Source organism: Cognatishimia activa, assembly GCF_017798205.1.
Taxonomy (GTDB): domain Bacteria; phylum Pseudomonadota; class Alphaproteobacteria; order Rhodobacterales; family Rhodobacteraceae; genus Cognatishimia; species Cognatishimia activa_A.
Map to the genome: position 1 here is coordinate 2,678,423 of NZ_CP060010.1, position 16,977 is coordinate 2,695,399.

The window sequence follows — 16,977 nt, forward strand, 5'->3', positions numbered from 1 at the left end:
CTTATCCCCGACCGCGTTTTTCAAAGCGGGGCAGCATGGCTGAGAAATCCATGCCTTGGCCGTTTTCGTTTTCCACGAATTGCGCGTAGAGGTCGGTTGCGATTTGACCCATGGGGGTGTCGGCGTCTGCGGACTCGGCAGCCTGCTGGGACAGGCGTAGATCTTTGAGCATGAGGTCTGCGGCGAACCCCGGTTGATAGCCATTGTCCGCAGGGCTTTGCGGGCCGACGCCGGGGGCAGGGCAGTATGCGTTCATGGTCCAGCTGTAGCCTGACGAGGTCGACACGACGTCAAACATCTTTTGGCGATTGAGGCCCAGTTTGTCTGCCAAAGCAAAGGCTTCGCAGGTGGCAATCATCGTCACGCCAAGGATCATATTGTTACAGATTTTGGCGGATTGACCGGCGCCTGAGGCCCCACAATGCACCGCCTTTTGGCCCATGATCTCAAACAGAGGTTCCGCCTTGGCAAAACCCGCATCCGAGCCGCCTGCCATAAAGGTGAGCGTGCCGCCGGCCGCGCCTCCGACACCGCCGGAGACGGGTGCGTCGACGGCCAAAAGGCCTGCGGCTTCGGCTTGCTCGGCGACCGCTTTGGCGCTGTCGACATCGACGGTGGAACAATCCACATGGGCCGCGCCTTGGGTCATGGCGGGTAGGATCTCATCGGCGACAGCTCGCAGGATCTGGCCGTTGGGGAGCATGGTGATGACCACGTCCGCGCCAGTGGCGGCGGCCGCGGCGCTTTCGGCCAAGGTGACGCCGTCGATGGCAACATCCGCCATGTCAAAACCCGTCACCTCATGGCCGGCTTTCGCGAGATTTGCCGCCATGGGGCCGCCCATATTGCCCAATCCAATGAACCCGATTTTCATGCCGTCTCTCCCTTTTCAAATGTCAGTTTTTCCGCGCCCAGAGGCATTAGCATTTTCATGACCATCGCGGCCGGAGGGTTATCCAGCGTATGTGTCCACTGCGGGTTGCGGTCTTTGTCGATGATCGCGGCGCGGATGCCTTCGACGAACTCGCCGGACTCACCGGAGCGATAGGTGAAGCGGAACTCTTGTTCCAGCGAGGGGCGGATATTGTCAAAGGCCCGGCCTCGGCGGATGATTTCAAGACCGCAGGCCATCGAGAGCGGCGAGTTGCGACCCAAGGCTTTGAGCGTATTGGCTGCGAATTCACTGTCCTCGGATTTGAGGGAATTCACGATGTCCAAGAGCGTCGCACCCGCGAAATGTCGATTGATCTCAGAGAGCTGCGCGGTGATCTTGCCTTGGGCGGGCTCGGAGGCCGCTGCGTCGATTAGGCTGAAGTCGCCAGTCTCTTCAAGCTGAGCGATGAGCGCGGGCCATTGCTCCTCTGGGATATAGTAGTCGGCAAAACCCGCGGTGATCGCGTCGCCTGCGTCCATGCGCGCCGCCGTCAGGCCGAGGTATTCGCCCATATGATCTGGCGCTTTGGCGAGGATATAGCTGCCGCCGACGTCGGGGACCAATCCGATGCCGACCTCGGGCATGGCGATCTGGCAGGTGTCGCCGACGACGCGGTGGCTGCCGTGACAGCCGACACCAACGCCGCCGCCCATGGTGAAGCCTTGCAGGAAGGTGGCGACGGGTTTGGGGAACTCGAACATCTTGGCGTTCATGCGGTATTCGTCGCGCCAGAACTTGCGGCCATAGTTATAGTTGCCGGCCTTGGCCGTGTCATACATCTCTTGAATGTCGCCGCCGGCGCAAAAGGCGCGGTCGCCTTCGGCGTCGATGACAAGCATTTTGATGCTGTCGTCCGTCGCCCAAGCGTCCAGAGCGTCCTCGATTGCGAGGCACATGTCGTAAGAGAGCGCATTAAGCGCCTTGGGGCGGTTCAGCGTGATACGGCCCGTCAGGCCGATTTTGCGGATGTGGATGTCAGTCATATTTACTCTGCAATCATCTGACGCGAGACGATCAAACGCATGATTTCATTGGTGCCTTCCAGGATCTGATGCACGCGCAGGTCCCTCACGATTTTCTCGATGCCGTAGTCGGCGAGATAGCCGTAGCCGCCATGCAGTTGCAGACATCCATTGGCGACCTCAAAGGCAACGTCTGTGACCATGAGCTTCGCCATGGCGCAATGTTTGGTGGCGTCAGGCGCTTTTTGATCCAGTTTCCAGGCGGCTTGGCGCAGGAAGACGCGGGCGGCCTGGAGTTTGGTTTCAAATTCGGCGAGGCGGAATTGGAGGGCTTGGAACTGGTTGATGGATTTCCCGAAAGCCTTGCGTTCGCCCATATATTGCACGGTTGCGTTTAGGGCTGCTTGTGCGCCGCCCAAGGCGCCTGCGGAGATGTTGAGGCGGCCACCATCAAGTCCAGCCATGGCATAAGAGAACCCTCGGCCCTCGTCTCCGACGCGGTTCTCGGCGGGCACTTTGCAGTCGTCGAATTGCACCTGAGAGGTCGGTTGATTGAGCCAGCCCATCTTCTTTTCGAGTGCTCCGAAGGAGAGGCCCGGCGTGCCGTCTTCGACCACGACGGTTGAGATGCCTTTGGGGCCGTCCTCGCCGGTGCGGCACATGACGACATAGGCGTCCGAATAGCTGCCGCCGGAGATGAAGGCTTTGGTGCCGTTGAGCACGTAGTCGGCATTGGTTTTCTCGGCGCGGGTTTTGAGGGCAGAGGCGTCAGAGCCGGACCCCGGTTCGGTCAGGCAGTAGGAGAAGACTTTGTTCATGGCGCATAGGTCGGGGAGGAATTTGTCCTTGAACGCGTCAGAGCCGAAAGAATTCAACATCCCGCCACACATGTTGTGGATCGACAGGAAAGAGCCAACGGAGGGGCAGGACATTGCAAGCGCCTCGAAGACCAGCGTGCCGTCCAAGCGGGAAAGGGCAGAGCCGCCGTATTTTTCGTCCACATAAAGTCCGCCAAAGCCAAGCTCTGCCAGCTTGGGCCAGAGGTCTTTGGGGATCGATCCCGCCGCGTCCCAGTCGCGCGCGAAAGGCGCGATATGCTCTTCGCCAAAGCCCTTGGCCATGTCGAAAATTAAGGTTTGTTCTTCACTCAGTGCAAAGTCCATTCGGGCCTCCCATTCCACAATTGAACCTTCGTTCAATTATAAAATCCTTACAGAACTATGTCAGGCGCAAAAGTAGTTTAGATCGTCACGTCACTTTTGCAAAAAACGCCCCGGATTTTCAGGATCCGGAGCGTTTCTGTGTTTTTAAACAGATGCTTAGTCCATCGCTTTAAAGTTGAACTCGCCGCCTTCCTTGATGCCGGAGGGCCAGCGCGATGTCACGGTTTTGGTGCGCGTATAGAATTTGAACGCATCCGGGCCGTGCTGGTTCAGGTCGCCAAAGACGGATTTCTTCCAGCCGCCAAAGGTGTGATAGGCCAGAGGCACCGGGATCGGGACGTTAATGCCGACCATGCCGATGTTGATGCGGTTGGCGAAATCGCGCGCCGTGTCGCCATCGCGGGTAAAGATCGCGGTTCCGTTGCCGTATTCGTGGTCCATCGCGAGGCCAAGCGCTTCTTCGTAAGAGCCTGCGCGGACGGTGGACAGCACAGGACCAAAGATCTCGGTCTTGTAGATGTCCATGTCGGGTGTCACGCGGTCAAAGAGGTGCGCGCCGACAAAGAATCCCTCTTCATAGCCTTGCAGCGAGAAATCACGCCCGTCGACCACCAGTTCCGCCCCCTGATCGACACCGGTTTGAACCAGCCGCAGAATGTTTTCCTTGGCCTGTGCCGTCACAACGGGGCCGTAGTCCACGTCATCGCCCGAGGTATAGGGGCCGACTTTCAGTTTCTCGATCCGTGGAACCAGTTTTTCGATGAGCCTATCAGCGGTCTCTTCTCCCACAGGCACAGCCACGGAAATCGCCATACAACGTTCACCCGCCGCGCCATAGCCCGCGCCGACCAGCGCGTCTGCGGCCTGATCCAGATCCGCGTCCGGCATGATGATCATGTGGTTTTTCGCGCCGCCAAAGCACTGTACGCGTTTGCCCTGCGAACAACCGGTGCCGTAGATATATTCTGCAATCGGGGTCGAGCCCACAAAGCCGATGGATTGTACTGTGTCATTGTAGAGCATCGCGTCTACGGCTTCTTTGTCGCCATTGACCACCTGGAGGATGCCCTTTGGCAAGCCCGCTTCTTCGATCAGTTCAGCCAGCATCAGAGGCACAGAAGGATCACGCTCGGAGGGCTTCAGGATAAAGGCATTGCCGCAGACAATTGCTGGGGCAAACATCCACATTGGGATCATCGCCGGGAAGTTGAACGGGGTGATGCCGCCCGTGACGCCCAGAGGCTGACGCAAGGAATACATGTCGATGCCGGGGCCCGCGCTGTCGGTGAATTCACCCTTCAACATCTGAGGCGCGCCGATGCAATATTCCACGACCTCAAGACCACGCTGAATATCGCCTTTCGCGTCAGGGAAGGTCTTGCCGTGCTCGCGGCTGAGCGCCTCGGCCAGCTTGTCCATATCGCGGTTCAGAAGATCCACGAATTTCATCATGACGCGCGCGCGACGCTGCGGGTTGGTTGCGCCCCAGGCGGGTTGTGCGGCGGCGGCGATTTCCACCGCGGCATCAAATTCGTCCTTATTGGCCAGAGGCACCTTGGCCTGAACCTCGCCAGTGGCCGGGTTGAACACATCGGCAAAGCGCCCGGAAGTGCCTTTGACGTGTGCGCCATTAATGTAATGAGTCAGTTCCTGCATAGGACTCTCCTGCATCTCTAAATTTCCCGCGCAGTGTGCACTTGCAATTTCACACGATAAAGCGGAAATATCACATTCATGTTTTGCAAAAATGCAAAGGGATTTGGCTTTGGATCTGAAATGGGATGACTTGCGGGTGTTTCTGGCGGTGGCGCGGGATGAAAGCCTGAGCAAGGCGGGCAAACGCTTGCGGATTGATCCTGCGACAGTAGGGCGGCGCATAGCGCGGCTTGAGGCGGGCTATGGCGCGCCTCTGTTTGGCAAGTCTCCGACGGGCTATGCGCTCACAGATCGCGGGGAGCGCCTGATGGAGCACGCGATCCGCATTGAGCAATCTGTGGCCGCCGCCAATGAAGAGCTGAGCGGGCAAACGGAAGGCTTAACAGGGCAGGTCAGAGTAGGGGCGCCCGATGGTTCGGCGAATTTCCTGTTGCCTCAGGTCTGCGCGCAAATCGCACGAGACAATCCCGAGTTGGAAATTCAGATCGTCGCTTTGCCGCGTGTTATCAATTTGTCCAAACGTGAAGCGGATTTTGTGATCGCCGTTAGCCCGCCGACCGCGGGACGCATGATCGTGCAAAAGATCTCGGACTATCATCTGAGCCTTGCAGCCTCTGAGGAGTATCTGGCCAAAAGCGCGCCGATTGAACGGGTCGAGGACGTCAAAGACCACATGGTCGTGGGCTATATCCCGGATATGATCTTTGACAAGGAACTCGACTATTTGTCTGAAATCGGGATTGAATCGCCTGATCTGGCGTCAAACTCGGTCTCTGTTCAGATCAATTGGATCCATCAGGGCGGTGGTTTGGGCTTTGTGCATGACTTTGCACTTCCGCTCTATCCCAATGTGAAACGGATCCTGTTGGATCAAGTGCGGCTGACGCGCAGTTTCTACTTGGTGCGCCATGAGGACGACAAGCGCCTCGAGCGCATGAACCGGTTTGCCGACGCCCTTATCGAAGGTTTGCGCAGGGAAGTGACGCGACTGGAAGCGCTCGCTTGACATTTTATTGCGCAGGCAACACGCTGAGCTTACGGAAAGTTTTAGTACGGAGGCGTTTCTGAATGCTCGTTCAACAGATTCTCAAGTCAAAAGGCGATACAGGGGTTGTGACGGTTTCACCGGGAAGTTTGGTGCAGGATGCAGCCAAAATTCTGGCAGAGAAACGGATCGGGACCGTTGTCATCTCTGGCGACGGGAAGACGGCGGACGGGATCCTGTCGGAACGCGATATCGTGCGTGACCTTGCTGCGCGTGGTGCGGCCTGTATGGAAGATAAGGTCGACAACCTGATGACGTCCGATTTGGTGACCTGTGGTCTCACGGACAGCGCGGACTCGGTTCTGGAAAAGATGACCGAAGGGCGGTTTCGTCACATGCCAGTGGTCGAAGGCCGTGACATGGTTGGCCTTGTAACGCTGGGCGACGTTGTCAAAGCGCGACTCTCCGAACTTGCGATGGAGAAAGATGCCCTCGAAGGCATGATCATGGGGCACTAAGTCGGAATTTTGCGAGACTGCACTGACGTTCCGTAAAACTTCGGGACCCTCGTCGGAAGGCTTGCAAAACGTCGCGCAATATTGTTGCGTGCCGCAAGACTAATTCGGAGCATTCTCATGCGCACAGGACTCTACCCCGGCACCTTTGATCCCGTCACACTGGGACATATCGATATTATCCGGCGGGCTGCTGTTTTGGTGGACCGTCTGGTGATCGGCGTTGCGATCAACCGCGACAAGGGGCCTTTGTTCTCGCTTGAGGAACGTGTGGCCATGATCGAAGCGGAATGTGCGAAACTGTCGGCCGAGACAGGGACTGAGATCGTTGCGCATCCGTTTGAGAACCTTTTGATCGATTGCGCCAAGGATGTTGGAGCTCAGATTATTGTGCGTGGCCTGCGGGCTGTGACCGATTTTGAGTATGAATATCAGATGGTTGGGATGAACCGTGCGCTTGATGACAGCATCGAGACGGTGTTCCTCATGGCCGATCTCAAGCATCAGGCGATTGCCTCAAAACTGGTTAAGGAAATCGCGCGCTTGGGGGGCGATATTAGCAAGTTCGTGACTCCGGCGGTCAAAGAGGCGGTTCAAGCTCGAATGGGATAATCAGGGGCCATTTCCCCTTGCGTACAAGGGGCGTGCCTTTAGGGTAACCGCAGGTTAACGAGCGAAGAGGATACCGATGAGCGGTTTGCTTGCCCTTTTGGATGACGTTGCAGGGATCGCCAAAGTCGCGGCCTCCTCGCTGGATGATGTGGCCTCTCAGGCGCTGAAGGCAGGCTCCAAGGCCGCAGGGGCCGTGATCGATGACGCCGCGGTGACTCCGAAATATGTTGCGGGCTTTGAAGCGAGCCGAGAGCTGCCGATCATTTGGCGCATCGCGCGGGCTTCTTTCCGCAATAAGTTGCTGATTTTGCTGCCGATTGGCCTTCTGTTGGCCAATTTCGCCCCTTGGATGATTGCGCCACTGTTGATGCTCGGAGGAGCCTATCTGTGTTTTGAAGGGGCGGAGAAAATCTATCATCTGATCGTTCCACATCACGAGGACCATAAGGATCACCACGAAGCGCCTGTAGATGCGGCGATGCTGGAAGAACAGCGCGCCTCTGGTGCGATTAAAACCGATTTCATTCTGTCTGCCGAGATCATGACCATTGCCTTGGCGGCAGTGCCTGCGAGTACCTTTTGGATGGAAGCGGCGACCTTGGCCCTAGTGGCGATTGGGATCACGATTGCGGTCTATGGCTCGGTTGCCTTGATCGTTAAGGCGGATGATGTGGGTCTTTGGCTGTCTCAGAACGGGCGGCTCGGACTGACGCGCGCCGCGGGTAGGGGGCTTGTGCGCGGTATGCCTCATTTTATGCGCCTGCTGACGATTGTGGGCACAGCGGCGATGCTTTGGGTCGGTGGCTCGATCATCGTGCACGCGCTGAAGGAAATGGGCTTTGGTGGGCTTGGGTATCTCATTCACGGATGGGCTCATGCGGTGGCCGTGATGGTGCCGGAAGCCTGGCAAGGGTTCACCGAGTGGTTTGCGACTGCGACGCTCGATGGGATCCTAGGTTTGGCGCTTGGGTTTATTCTGATCCCAATCGGGACACGGTTTGTGACGCCGATTTGGAAGGCGGCGACGGGGGTGTTTTCACGCTCGTAGGTCTTTGCTGGTGGAGGCCGTGGGAGCCTCCGGCGGGGATATTTTTGGCAAGAGAAAACAACGAACACAAAAAGGGCGGCCCGAATGGAGCCGCCCTTTGTTGTGATATGTGACGCGCTTAGAGCATCGCTTTGACGTTGGCGACCACATTGTCTGCGGTGATGCCGAACTTTTCAAAGAGCTCGCCTGCAGGGGCACTAGAGCCGAAGCTGTCCATGCCCACGAAGGCTGCTTTGTTTTCGCGACCACGTTCGCCCAAGAGCCAGCGATCCCAGCCGTGGCGTACGCCTGCCTCAATCCCGACGCGGACTGGGCCTGCGGGCAGGACCTTGCGGCGGTAGCTTTCGTCTTGCTGAGCAAACAGCTCCATGCAGGGCATAGAGACAACGCGGGTGCCAATGCCTTCGGCTTCCAGTTTTGCGCGGGCGTCCATGGCGACAGAGACCTCAGAGCCGGTCGCGATCAGGATTGCCTGACGTTTGCCGGTGGCTTCGGCAAGAACATAGGCGCCTTGCTCAGTGAGGTTCTTGAGTTTGTGCTCGGTCCGTACGGTCGGAAGGTTTTGACGGGTCAGAGACATGACCGATGGGGTGGTCTTGCTGGTGGCCGCAATTTCCCAGGCCTCGGCGGTTTCCACTGTGTCTGCCGGACGGAAGACGTAAGTATTTGGTGTGGAACGGGAAATGGCGCAATGCTCGACTGGCTGGTGGGTCGGGCCGTCTTCGCCGACGCCGATGGAGTCATGGGTCATGACAAAGACCGTTGGGATCTTCATCAGGGCCGCCAAACGCATGGCAGGGCGCGCATAGTCGGTGAAGGCCATGAAGGTGCCGCCGTAAGGGCGCAGGCCGCCGTGCAGCGCGATGCCGTTCATCGCCGAGGCCATACCGTGCTCGCGGATACCCCAGTAGATGTAGCGACCGCCACGGTTGTTGGTTTCAAACATACCCAGATCATCGGTCTTGGTGTTGTTTGAGCCAGTGAGGTCAGCAGAGCCGCCCACGGTTTCAGGCATCACAGCGTTGATCGCTTGCAGTGCCATTTCCGAAGACTTACGGGTCGCGACTTTTGGTTGATCCTCAGAGACCTGCTTTTTCAGGGCTTTAATGGTGGCCGACAGCTTTTTCGGCGCATCCCCCGCCAGCGCGCGGTTGAATTTTGCCTGCTTCTGGGTGGAAGCCTCTGCAAAACGGGCTTCCCATGCTTCGCGCTCGGATACGCCGCGCGCGCCGATGGCTTCCCATTGGGACTTGATCTCGGCAGGGACTTCGTATTCGCCGCCGGTCCAGCCCCAGATCTCTTTGGCCGCTTTGGCCTGATCCGCGTCAGTCAGAGCGCCGTGACCCTTGGATGTGTCTTGCGCCGCATGGCCCAGAGCGATGTGGGTTTTGCAGGCGATCATGCTTGGCTTTTTGGATTTCTTAGCCGCGATGATGGCCGCGTCGATGGCCTCTGGATCGTGGCCGTCGATTTCCTGAACGTGCCAGCCCGAGGCTTTGAAGCGCTGCACCTGGTTGGTTTTGTCAGACAGTTCAACTGTGCCGTCGATGGTGATGTTGTTGTTGTCCCAGAAGACGATCAGCTTGCCGAGGTTATGACGGCCTGCGATACCGATGGCCTCTTGGGAGACGCCCTCCATCAAACAACCATCGCCTGCGATCACATAGGTGTGGTGGTCGACAAGTTTCTTGCCGTATTGCGCGCGCAGGATTTCTTCGGCGATCGCAAAACCGACGGAATTGGCGATACCCTGCCCAAGCGGGCCGGTGGTGGTTTCAACCGCATCCAGCAGGAAGTTTTCCGGGTGACCCGCTGTCAGCGATCCCATCTGGCGGAAGTTCTTGATCTGATCCAGCGTGACCTGCTGGTCGCCGCAAAGATAGAGCAGGGAATAGATCAGCATCGAACCGTGGCCCGCAGACAGGATAAACCGGTCGCGATCAGGCCAGGTCGGGTTTTTTGCGTCAAATTTCAGGTGCTTCTCAAACAGCACGGTGGCGACGTCTGCCATGCCGATCGGCATGCCGGTGTGGCCAGAGTTGGCCCCTTTGACGGCATCCAGGGCAAGGGCGCGAATGGCGGTGGCCTTCATCCAGTGGTCAGGATTTTTGGCTTTAAGTGCAGCGATGTCCACGGGGATCTATCCTCTTTCTTGGGCGCTTTACGTCTAGGGTCGAGAGGCTCAATAGCAGGGTTACGTATAAGATCAAGCGCCGCCGCCAAGTCCTTGATGTTAAAGGGGCAGCATTTTGGTTTTTCATTGGGTAAACTCGCAGACACCGCTCGATTCGGCCTTTGATATGTTTGCGTTAACATTTTGGTCCGTCGCGTGGGTGGGCAGGCCCGAGGGTACATCGGGCGTTGAACTGGGTGAAACGACGTGAAGAAGAATGGGGGCGCGGGATGACCGATATTGCTGATTTGGAAAATCGGCTGTCAGCGGCCATGGATCGGATCGCAACGGGGCTGAATAACTTGGGCGATGCCCCGGCGGCGGCCAGTGGCGATCAAAGTGGTGATCAATCAGAAGAAATTGCAGCATTAAAAGCGGCTTTGGAAGAAGAACGAACCGCGAATGCGCAGCTTGAGGCGCGGGTGAAGGCACTGACTGCTGCGGCAGAGGCACGGGCCTCGGGCGATACAGATGGCGAGGTGGCGGCAGTCACCGGTGCGCATCAGCAAGAGATCGAGGCGATCCGCGATGCGGCCGCCGAGGAACGCGCGGCCTGGGCGGGGCTCAACCAACGTCTGGTGCGGCTGCGGCGGTCTAACAAATTGATGCGCTCGAACACGCTGGCGCTGCGTCAGGCAGCAGCGGATATGGTTGTGGATCCCGAACTGATCAACAATTCGCTGCAAGTGGAACTCGATGCCGCTATTGCTGCGCAGGAACTGGAACGCGCTGAAGCGGATGTGATCATCAAGACCTTGATGCCAATGGTGAAAACCGGAACGGAGGGCGCGTAATGCCAGAAGTCGATATCAGCATTGGCGGTCGTAATTTTGAAGTGGCCTGCCAAGAGGGCGAACAGCATTTCCTGCGCTCGGCGGCCAAGATGCTGGATGATGAGGCGCGGGTTCTGACGTCTCAGATCGGGCGCATCCCTGAAGCGCGGATGTTGTTGATGTCAGGCCTCATGCTGGCGGATAAATCCGCGGGTATGGAAGACCGGATGCGCGAGCTTGAGGCCAAGGTGGCTGAGCAAGAAGAAGAGCTGGCGCGGCTGCGGTCTGCCCCTGCGCATATCGAACGGGTTGAGGTGCCGGTGGTGCCAGCGAGCACGCGCGACGCGATGGCGGAACTGGCGGCACGGGCCGAGGCACTGGCTGCGCAGGTTGAGGAGAAGGTGGGGTAGGGCACCCCATAGATCTGCGATCCTTCACCTAAGAATAAGCCATCTCCAACGTCCGCCGCGCGCGTTTGACCAGTTCTGCATCTGACAGGCGCGCAAGGTCGCGGGCGGGTTGGGCTCCGTTGAAGGCCATGATCACGGGCTGGCCGGTATAGCGGTAGAGATTGAGCCATTGGTTGAACTGGCCTTGCGGCAGGCTGTTCTCTGGCGTGGCGATCCAGGTGACGTCTTCGTCCCAGAACACCTCATTGTAGCGCAGATAGAGTTTGTCCAACGTGCCCATACCCAAGCGGTTGATCGCTGCGGTTTTCCAGTCGGGCAGGGCGGGAGAGAACTTGATCGCGCCTGCCTTAAGCACCCCAAGAGGCACCGTAATAATCACCGCATCAAAGCTGGCGGTGCGGCCTTTGCCGTCACGCAGATGCACGCCGTCCTCGTCGGTTTTCACATGGGTGAGGACATGGCCGAGACGGATGTCCAGAAGGGATTGCACTCCGGTAAAGAGCTGATCATAGCCGCCGGGAAAGATCACCTCGTCACCGCCATAGTCTGCGTCTGACCAATAGGCCGAGGCGTTGACGTCGGATGTGTCCGCGCCAAGATTATGCTGCACGGACAAGACGTTATCCAGCCAATCCGGGGTTTGAGAGTCCGGGATCTCGCGGCCGTCACCGCCTCGGACCACATAGGTTTCATCGGTTTCGCGGGTTTGTACTCCCAGTTCATCAGCAAGGTCGGTCAGAGGGTTGCCGCGGGTGCCGTGGATCCAGCTTGCGCCCAGATCCAGTGGCAGGCCGAGGCTGCGGTCGGTCAGGATGCGGCCCCCAATGCGGCGGCGTGCTTCTAGGACGGTGACGTCGTAACCTTCCTCAGAAAGCCAGAGCGCCGCGGCCAAGCCACTGACGCCTGCACCGATTACGGCAACAGATTCTGCGTCTGTGGTGTCATAGATCGCTTCGGCAGCAATTTGGCCTGACTCATAGGCGGCGTGCACGGTGCTGTTGTAATCGGGATGGGCCGCTTCGCCCGCGAAGAAGAGCTGTTCGCCAACGGGTTCGCCGAGGGCTTCGTGATCGCGGCGGCGTGCGCCTTTGGCGACATAGGAGTAAGACCCAAGGCTATAGGGATCGCGGCTCCAGTTTGTGCGCAGATAACCTGTGGGCGCGCCTTGGGCCGATGCCGCGAGTGGGACAAAGCCTGCGGCCATGGCCGAGATCGAGGTGTTCAGGAAAGTTCTGCGGTTCATCTTTGTGCCCATTGTGATTGCGCGCCCGACGGCTAGACTGAAGAAAGTGTTCAATCTGTCATATGACAGGTAACGAAACCTGTCAATCGACAGGTGAACTTGCTATGTTGAGGCAATGAGACCCGTGAAGACGTCAAAAAATCGTAAAGGCGAGATCGTTGCTGCAGCTGCAAACTTGCTGGCTCAGCAGGGCGAGGCGGGGTTTTCTCTGCGCGAAGTGGCGAAAGTCGTGGGGATCAAGCTGGCGTCCCTGCAGTATCATTTCCCAACACGGGAAATGCTGGTGACGGCTGTACTAAATGATGTGATGGATGGCTATGTCGACCAAGTCGGGGCTGCCTTGGAGACCGCCGGTGAGGATCCCGAAGAGCAGCTTCGGATCGCCGCGAGGGCCTTGTGCGAGGACTCCGGCGGCGATGGCAGTCAGCAGCGGCTAGAGATTCATCTGTGGTCGATGGCGCTGAATGACGCTTTGGTGCGCAATGCGCTGGACGACAGTCACCGGGACTATATCAATAACATTTGCGACATGATCCTGGCCGCGCGTCCGTCTGTCAGCGCCGAAGAGGCCCGCAGGCGCGCGATTGTGATCGCGAGCATGTATGAAGGCAGCATGTTGTTTACGGATGAGCAGGTGACAGGGGTGTCGCAAAACGATCTGCGCGAGACGATCTATAGGGCGAGCCTCGAGATCGCTTTGGCGCACTAGGTCAGATGTGCCATCAAAAAAGCTCCCGACCTGTAGATCGGGAGCTTTTGAATTTCTGTCCAGCCTGAGCTTATTAAGTTACGCGTTCGCAGCCCGGATCTTGTCCGCCATCTCTTTGTCAAACCCGACGCCGTTGGCTTCGAACATCGTATCCAGCTCGCCAGACAAAGTCATCTCGGTGATGATGTCACAGCCGCCGACGAACTCGCCTTTGACGTAGAGCTGCGGGATGGTTGGCCAGTCGGAGTAATCCTTGATGCCCTGACGGATCTCATCGTCTGCAAGAACATTCACGTCGGTGTAGTCCACGCCCATATAGTTCAGAACGCCCGCCACACGAGAGGAGAAGCCGCACTGGGGCATCTCTTTGGTGCCTTTCATATAAAGCACCACGTCGTTGGCTTTGACGGTCTCATCAATGCGGGTCTTTGCGTCAGTCATGTCTTTCTCCGATCGTTTTCACGATGTTTCGTCTTTGGGGCCGTAAAGGCGATGATAGTCACGCGCGTAATCTGCGTCGTCTTTAAAGGTCTTGACCGAGCGGTCGGTGGCCTCGGCAAAGCTGCCATGCCAGGTGTTGCCCCGGTCGAGTGATTGGTTGCGGCGGTGGGCGGCGTCGACGATCTTCATGTCGGTGGCCTCCATGCCCAGTTCGACCTCTCGGTCCTTAAAGTGCGGTTGGCGTGTGGCGAGCGGCCGGCGGGGGCCCGGCAGAAACAGCGATATGATCCGCCGCCACAGGGCCATTTTAGTTAGGCGCCTTTGTGGTCAGGGCCAAAGCATGCAGCGCGCCGCTGTCGATGGCGGATTTCACGGTGGCGTTCACCGCGCGCTGTTGGGCCACGCGGGATTGGCCGCGAAAGCTCTCGTCGATCACTTCGGCCGCGAAATGCGCACCATCGTCGCCTTGCACAGTGATCTGAGCGTTTGGAAATCCTTCGCGGATCAGGGCTTCGATGTCAGAGGCGAGAATGGCCATGCGGGCTCCTATTTGGTGTTTGAGATGTAACTTAGGTCGCGGCCCGTAGGGCTGCAAGAGCCTTTGGATCGTCAAACAGCGATTGAAAGGCGGGAAGGGCGGTGTGGTAGAGGTCAAAGGCCCCGTCGGTTTCCAGCGCTGTGAGGGTGGACAGCGTCCAGCCGTCGTCGGGTTCGGTGAAGCCTGCCTTGAGCATGTTCACGAGGTGGAGTTGTTCCTCCCCCAGCGGCATGAGTTCAAGGTACTTCAGGATTTCCAGAGATTGATGCAGGCGACGCAAAAGGCGGAAGACTTCCATCATTTCGGGCAAGAGTTCGGGGTGCCTGCGCCAGTCTGTGCCGCCGAAAACCCCTTGTACCGTGTGTTGTCCCGCGCCGAGGCAGTCAAATTTGATGCATCCGGAGAAGCCCGCTTTGACGAGGTCGTCGTGGATCGCACACGAGAATTTCTGTGGGTCAAGGTTGGGGCAAGCAATGCCCGCCGGTTTGTCGAGCGCAAAGTCAGTGCCCCGATCAAAATGCAGCGCCACGCAGCAAAGCGAGCTGCAGGCGCTGCAGTCTGTTTTCATGTCCGGGTAGGCGAAATCCCGGGGCATGGATCAGGCGACAGCGGCAGCAAAGCTGCTGCGGAAAGTCGCAGCCAGATCAGCCAGAGGCGCCTCGGAAGAGCCCATGCGGACCTTGTCGCCGGTGAATTTGCCGACCGATTGCAGGGTGACACCCGCCTGGCCTGCGGCGACCATAAGCGCCTCGGCCTGATCGAAATTGCAGGCGATCAGATAGCGGGCCTGGTCTTCGCCGAAATAGGTCGCGGTGTTCGCGTCATCCAGATGGACGCCGACGCCCGCGGTTTCCGCCATTTCAAAGGCTGCCAGCGCGAGGCCACCGTCCGAGAGGTCGGTGCAGGCTTTGATCATCTCGCGGTTGGCGCGGATGAAGTCGCCGTTTTTCTTTTCCTCGGCCAGGTCGACCGCAGGGGCGTCGCCTTCTTCGCGGTTGAAGACTTCGGCGAGCAGAGCGGATTGTCCCAGATGCCCGTTTGTTGCGCCCACGACCAAGGCCACGTGACCTTCGCGCGCTTCGCCGATGATCTCTTCTTCGTTGGCCTGAATAAGGCCAACTGCGCCGATGGTTGGGGTTGGCAGGATGCCTTTGCCGTCGGTCTCGTTGTAAAGGCTCACGTTGCCCGAGACGATTGGCATGTCGAGCGCCGCAACGGCCTCGCCGATGCCTTTGATCGCGCCGACGAATTGTCCCATGATTTCAGGCTTTTCCGGGTTGCCGAAGTTCATATTGTCGGTGGTCGCCAGAGGGGTTGCGCCGACGGCTGTGAGGTTGCGATAGGCTTCGGCGACGGCTTGTTTGCCGCCCTCTACAGGGTTGGCTTTCACGTAGCGTGGGGTCACGTCCGAGGTGAAGGCGAGCTTCTTGTCGGTGCCATGCACACGCAACAGGCCTGAACCCACGCCCGGGCCACGCGCGGTGTCGGCCATGACCATCGAGTCATATTGATCATAGACCCACTGTTTGGCGGCATAGTTGGGGCTGGAGATCAGCGCCTTGAGACCATCAATCGGGTCAATCTCTGGCACATCGGCCAGAGGCTCTGCCGCAGGCGTCTCGACCCATGGGCGGTCGTATTCTGGTGCAGTGGAGGAGAGCTTGGACAGAGGCAGATCGGCTTTGACTTCGCCGTTGTGCATGATCAGGAAGCGGTCTTCTTCGATGGTTTCGCCGACGATGGCGAAATCGAGGTCCCATTTTTCAAAGACGGCGCGTGCCCCGGCCTCGAGCTCTGGCTTCAGAACCATCAGCATGCGTTCTTGGGATTCCGACAGCATCATTTCGTAAGCTGTCATGTTTTCCTCGCGCTGGGGCACGTCTTCGAGGTTGAGCTTCACACCCAAGCCGCCTTTGTCGCCCATCTCGACGGCAGAGCAGGTCAGACCCGCTGCGCCCATGTCTTGGATCGAGATCACGGCGCCGGTGGCCATCAGCTCGAGCGTGGCTTCCATCAGGCGTTTCTCGGTGAAAGGGTCGCCGACCTGAACGGTGGGGCGTTTTTCCTCGATGGTGTCGTCGAATTCGGCCGACGCCATTGTCGCGCCGCCAACACCGTCGCGGCCGGTTTTCGCGCCAAGGTACACGACCGGCATGCCGACGCCAGAGGCTGCGGAGTAGAAGATTTTGTCAGCGTCCGCCAAGCCTGCCGCGAAAGCGTTCACAAGGCAGTTGCCGTTATAGGCCGGGTGGAAGCGTACTTCACCGCCCACGGTGGGAACACCGAAACAGTTGCCATAGCCGCCGACGCCTTCGACCACGCCGTTGACGAGCTGTTTGGTTTTGGGATGCGAGGTCTCGCCAAAGGACAGAGAGTTCATCGCCGCGATTGGACGCGCGCCCATAGTAAAGACGTCGCGCAGAATGCCACCAACACCGGTCGCCGCGCCTTGGTAGGGTTCGATGTAGGAGGGGTGGTTGTGGCTTTCCATCTTAAAGATCACGGCTTGACCGTCGCCAATATCAATCACACCCGCGTTTTCGCCGGGGCCGCAGATCACCTGAGGGCCTTCGGTTGGCAGAGTGCGCAGCCATTTCTTGGAGGATTTATAAGAGCAATGCTCATTCCACATCGCCGAGAAAATGCCCATTTCGGTGAAGTTTGGTTCGCGGCCCAGAATGTTGATCACTTCGGCATATTCGTCCTTGGTGAAACCGTGGTTTGCGATGACCTCATCGGTGATGACTGGATCTTGCATTCTCTGTCCTTAGGGCTGGTGGCTGGCGTTGCGCGCTCTTTACGCCATGGGTGCCCA

18 protein-coding genes are annotated in these 16,977 nt (G+C 58.4%); 7 read left to right on the forward strand and 11 right to left on the reverse strand.

Annotation, left to right across the window (positions count from 1 at the left end; translation table 11 throughout):
- Position 1 precedes the first annotated feature (1 nt).
- From mmsB to HZ995_RS13185, 4 genes are all read right to left on the reverse strand, one after another.
- Positions 2-874 (reverse strand): 3-hydroxyisobutyrate dehydrogenase, encoded by an 873-nt coding sequence (mmsB, locus tag HZ995_RS13170; protein ID WP_209356126.1) that lies wholly within the window; start codon positions 872-874, stop codon positions 2-4.
- The gene (locus HZ995_RS13175; protein ID WP_209356127.1) at positions 871-1,917 is read right to left on the reverse strand and encodes an enoyl-CoA hydratase/isomerase family protein; all 1,047 of its coding nucleotides are present in this window, start codon (positions 1,915-1,917) and stop codon (positions 871-873) included. The genes mmsB and HZ995_RS13175 overlap by 4 nt, the downstream gene beginning before the upstream one ends.
- A 2-nt stretch (positions 1,918-1,919) precedes the next feature.
- On the reverse strand, positions 1,920-3,059 hold the full coding sequence (locus HZ995_RS13180) for an acyl-CoA dehydrogenase family protein (protein ID WP_209356128.1): 1,140 nt from the start codon (positions 3,057-3,059) through the stop codon (positions 1,920-1,922).
- A 156-nt stretch (positions 3,060-3,215) separates the two neighbouring features.
- Positions 3,216-4,715, reverse strand: a complete 1,500-nt coding sequence (locus tag HZ995_RS13185) for a CoA-acylating methylmalonate-semialdehyde dehydrogenase (protein ID WP_209356129.1) — start codon at positions 4,713-4,715, stop codon at positions 3,216-3,218.
- Positions 4,716-4,824: 109 nt separating this feature from the next.
- Between HZ995_RS13185 and HZ995_RS13190 the strand changes: the two genes are divergently transcribed.
- The 4 genes from HZ995_RS13190 (at position 4,825) to HZ995_RS13205 (ending at position 7,875) form a co-directional block, all read left to right on the forward strand.
- Positions 4,825-5,721, forward strand: coding sequence for a LysR family transcriptional regulator (locus tag HZ995_RS13190; protein ID WP_209356130.1), 897 nt, complete (start codon positions 4,825-4,827; stop codon positions 5,719-5,721).
- Positions 5,722-5,783: 62 nt separating this feature from the next.
- Entirely contained in the window at positions 5,784-6,218 is a 435-nt protein-coding gene (locus HZ995_RS13195; RefSeq protein ID WP_209356131.1) for a CBS domain-containing protein, read from the forward strand.
- 117 nt (positions 6,219-6,335) lie between these two features.
- The gene (coaD, locus tag HZ995_RS13200) at positions 6,336-6,827 is read left to right on the forward strand and encodes a pantetheine-phosphate adenylyltransferase (protein ID WP_209356132.1); all 492 of its coding nucleotides are present in this window, start codon (positions 6,336-6,338) and stop codon (positions 6,825-6,827) included.
- Between the two features lie 76 nt (positions 6,828-6,903).
- The gene (locus tag HZ995_RS13205; protein WP_209356133.1) at positions 6,904-7,875 is read left to right on the forward strand and encodes a DUF808 domain-containing protein; all 972 of its coding nucleotides are present in this window, start codon (positions 6,904-6,906) and stop codon (positions 7,873-7,875) included.
- A gap of 118 nt (positions 7,876-7,993) precedes the next feature.
- Here the strand turns inward: HZ995_RS13205 and tkt are convergent, their stop codons facing one another.
- Positions 7,994-9,967, reverse strand: a complete 1,974-nt coding sequence (tkt, locus tag HZ995_RS13210) for a transketolase (RefSeq protein WP_432417992.1) — start codon at positions 9,965-9,967, stop codon at positions 7,994-7,996.
- 311 nt (positions 9,968-10,278) lie between these two features.
- Between tkt and HZ995_RS13215 the strand changes: the two genes are divergently transcribed.
- A complete protein-coding gene (locus tag HZ995_RS13215; RefSeq protein ID WP_209356135.1) occupies positions 10,279-10,842 on the forward strand; it encodes a hypothetical protein in 564 nt (187 codons plus the stop codon).
- Entirely contained in the window at positions 10,842-11,231 is a 390-nt protein-coding gene (locus HZ995_RS13220) for a cell division protein ZapA (protein WP_209356136.1), read from the forward strand. Before HZ995_RS13215 ends, HZ995_RS13220 begins: the two co-directional genes overlap by 1 nt.
- A 28-nt stretch (positions 11,232-11,259) precedes the next feature.
- Here HZ995_RS13220 and HZ995_RS13225 read toward each other — a convergent pair whose 3' ends face one another.
- Positions 11,260-12,474, reverse strand: a complete 1,215-nt coding sequence (locus tag HZ995_RS13225) for a flavin monoamine oxidase family protein (protein WP_209356137.1) — start codon at positions 12,472-12,474, stop codon at positions 11,260-11,262.
- 124 nt (positions 12,475-12,598) lie between these two features.
- On the opposite strand from HZ995_RS13225, the gene HZ995_RS13230 reads away from it, so the two are divergent.
- Entirely contained in the window at positions 12,599-13,183 is a 585-nt protein-coding gene (locus tag HZ995_RS13230) for a TetR/AcrR family transcriptional regulator (protein WP_209356138.1), read from the forward strand.
- Positions 13,184-13,261: 78 nt separating this feature from the next.
- On the opposite strand, the gene grxD is transcribed toward HZ995_RS13230, so the two are convergent.
- From grxD to purL, 5 genes are all read right to left on the reverse strand, one after another.
- Positions 13,262-13,624: a Grx4 family monothiol glutaredoxin gene (gene grxD, locus HZ995_RS13235; protein WP_209356139.1), complete on the reverse strand. Its 363-nt coding sequence runs from the start codon at positions 13,622-13,624 to the stop codon at positions 13,262-13,264.
- Positions 13,625-13,642: 18 nt separating this feature from the next.
- Entirely contained in the window at positions 13,643-13,813 is a 171-nt protein-coding gene (locus HZ995_RS13240) for a hypothetical protein (RefSeq protein ID WP_209356140.1), read from the reverse strand.
- Between the two features lie 118 nt (positions 13,814-13,931).
- Positions 13,932-14,162, reverse strand: a complete 231-nt coding sequence (locus HZ995_RS13245; RefSeq protein ID WP_209356141.1) for a BolA/IbaG family iron-sulfur metabolism protein — start codon at positions 14,160-14,162, stop codon at positions 13,932-13,934.
- Between the two features lie 31 nt (positions 14,163-14,193).
- Positions 14,194-14,730: a hypothetical protein gene (locus HZ995_RS13250; RefSeq protein WP_209356142.1), complete on the reverse strand. Its 537-nt coding sequence runs from the start codon at positions 14,728-14,730 to the stop codon at positions 14,194-14,196.
- Between the two features lie 30 nt (positions 14,731-14,760).
- The gene (gene purL, locus HZ995_RS13255; RefSeq protein WP_209356143.1) at positions 14,761-16,920 is read right to left on the reverse strand and encodes a phosphoribosylformylglycinamidine synthase subunit PurL; all 2,160 of its coding nucleotides are present in this window, start codon (positions 16,918-16,920) and stop codon (positions 14,761-14,763) included.
- Positions 16,921-16,977: the final 57 nt, after the last annotated feature.

Coding starts and splice junctions, on each gene's coding strand:
- HZ995_RS13220 (WP_209356136.1), top strand. CDS start 10,842: ATGCCAGAAGTCGATATCAGCATTGGCGGTCGTAATTTTGAAGTGGCC.
- HZ995_RS13195 (WP_209356131.1), top strand. CDS start 5,784: ATGCTCGTTCAACAGATTCTCAAGTCAAAAGGCGATACAGGGGTTGTG.
- HZ995_RS13215 (WP_209356135.1), top strand. CDS start 10,279: ATGACCGATATTGCTGATTTGGAAAATCGGCTGTCAGCGGCCATGGAT.
- HZ995_RS13205 (WP_209356133.1), top strand. CDS start 6,904: ATGAGCGGTTTGCTTGCCCTTTTGGATGACGTTGCAGGGATCGCCAAA.
- mmsB (WP_209356126.1), bottom strand. CDS start 874: ATGAAAATCGGGTTCATTGGATTGGGCAATATGGGCGGCCCCATGGCG.
- HZ995_RS13175 (WP_209356127.1), bottom strand. CDS start 1,917: ATGACTGACATCCACATCCGCAAAATCGGCCTGACGGGCCGTATCACG.
- HZ995_RS13185 (WP_209356129.1), bottom strand. CDS start 4,715: ATGCAGGAACTGACTCATTACATTAATGGCGCACACGTCAAAGGCACT.
- tkt (WP_432417992.1), bottom strand. CDS start 9,967: ATGAAGGCCACCGCCATTCGCGCCCTTGCCCTGGATGCCGTCAAAGGG.
- HZ995_RS13250 (WP_209356142.1), bottom strand. CDS start 14,730: ATGAAAACAGACTGCAGCGCCTGCAGCTCGCTTTGCTGCGTGGCGCTG.
- HZ995_RS13180 (WP_209356128.1), bottom strand. CDS start 3,059: ATGGACTTTGCACTGAGTGAAGAACAAACCTTAATTTTCGACATGGCC.
- grxD (WP_209356139.1), bottom strand. CDS start 13,624: ATGACTGACGCAAAGACCCGCATTGATGAGACCGTCAAAGCCAACGAC.
- HZ995_RS13240 (WP_209356140.1), bottom strand. CDS start 13,813: ATGAAGATCGTCGACGCCGCCCACCGCCGCAACCAATCACTCGACCGG.
- coaD (WP_209356132.1), top strand. CDS start 6,336: ATGCGCACAGGACTCTACCCCGGCACCTTTGATCCCGTCACACTGGGA.
- HZ995_RS13225 (WP_209356137.1), bottom strand. CDS start 12,474: ATGAACCGCAGAACTTTCCTGAACACCTCGATCTCGGCCATGGCCGCA.
- HZ995_RS13245 (WP_209356141.1), bottom strand. CDS start 14,162: ATGGCCATTCTCGCCTCTGACATCGAAGCCCTGATCCGCGAAGGATTT.
- purL (WP_209356143.1), bottom strand. CDS start 16,920: ATGCAAGATCCAGTCATCACCGATGAGGTCATCGCAAACCACGGTTTC.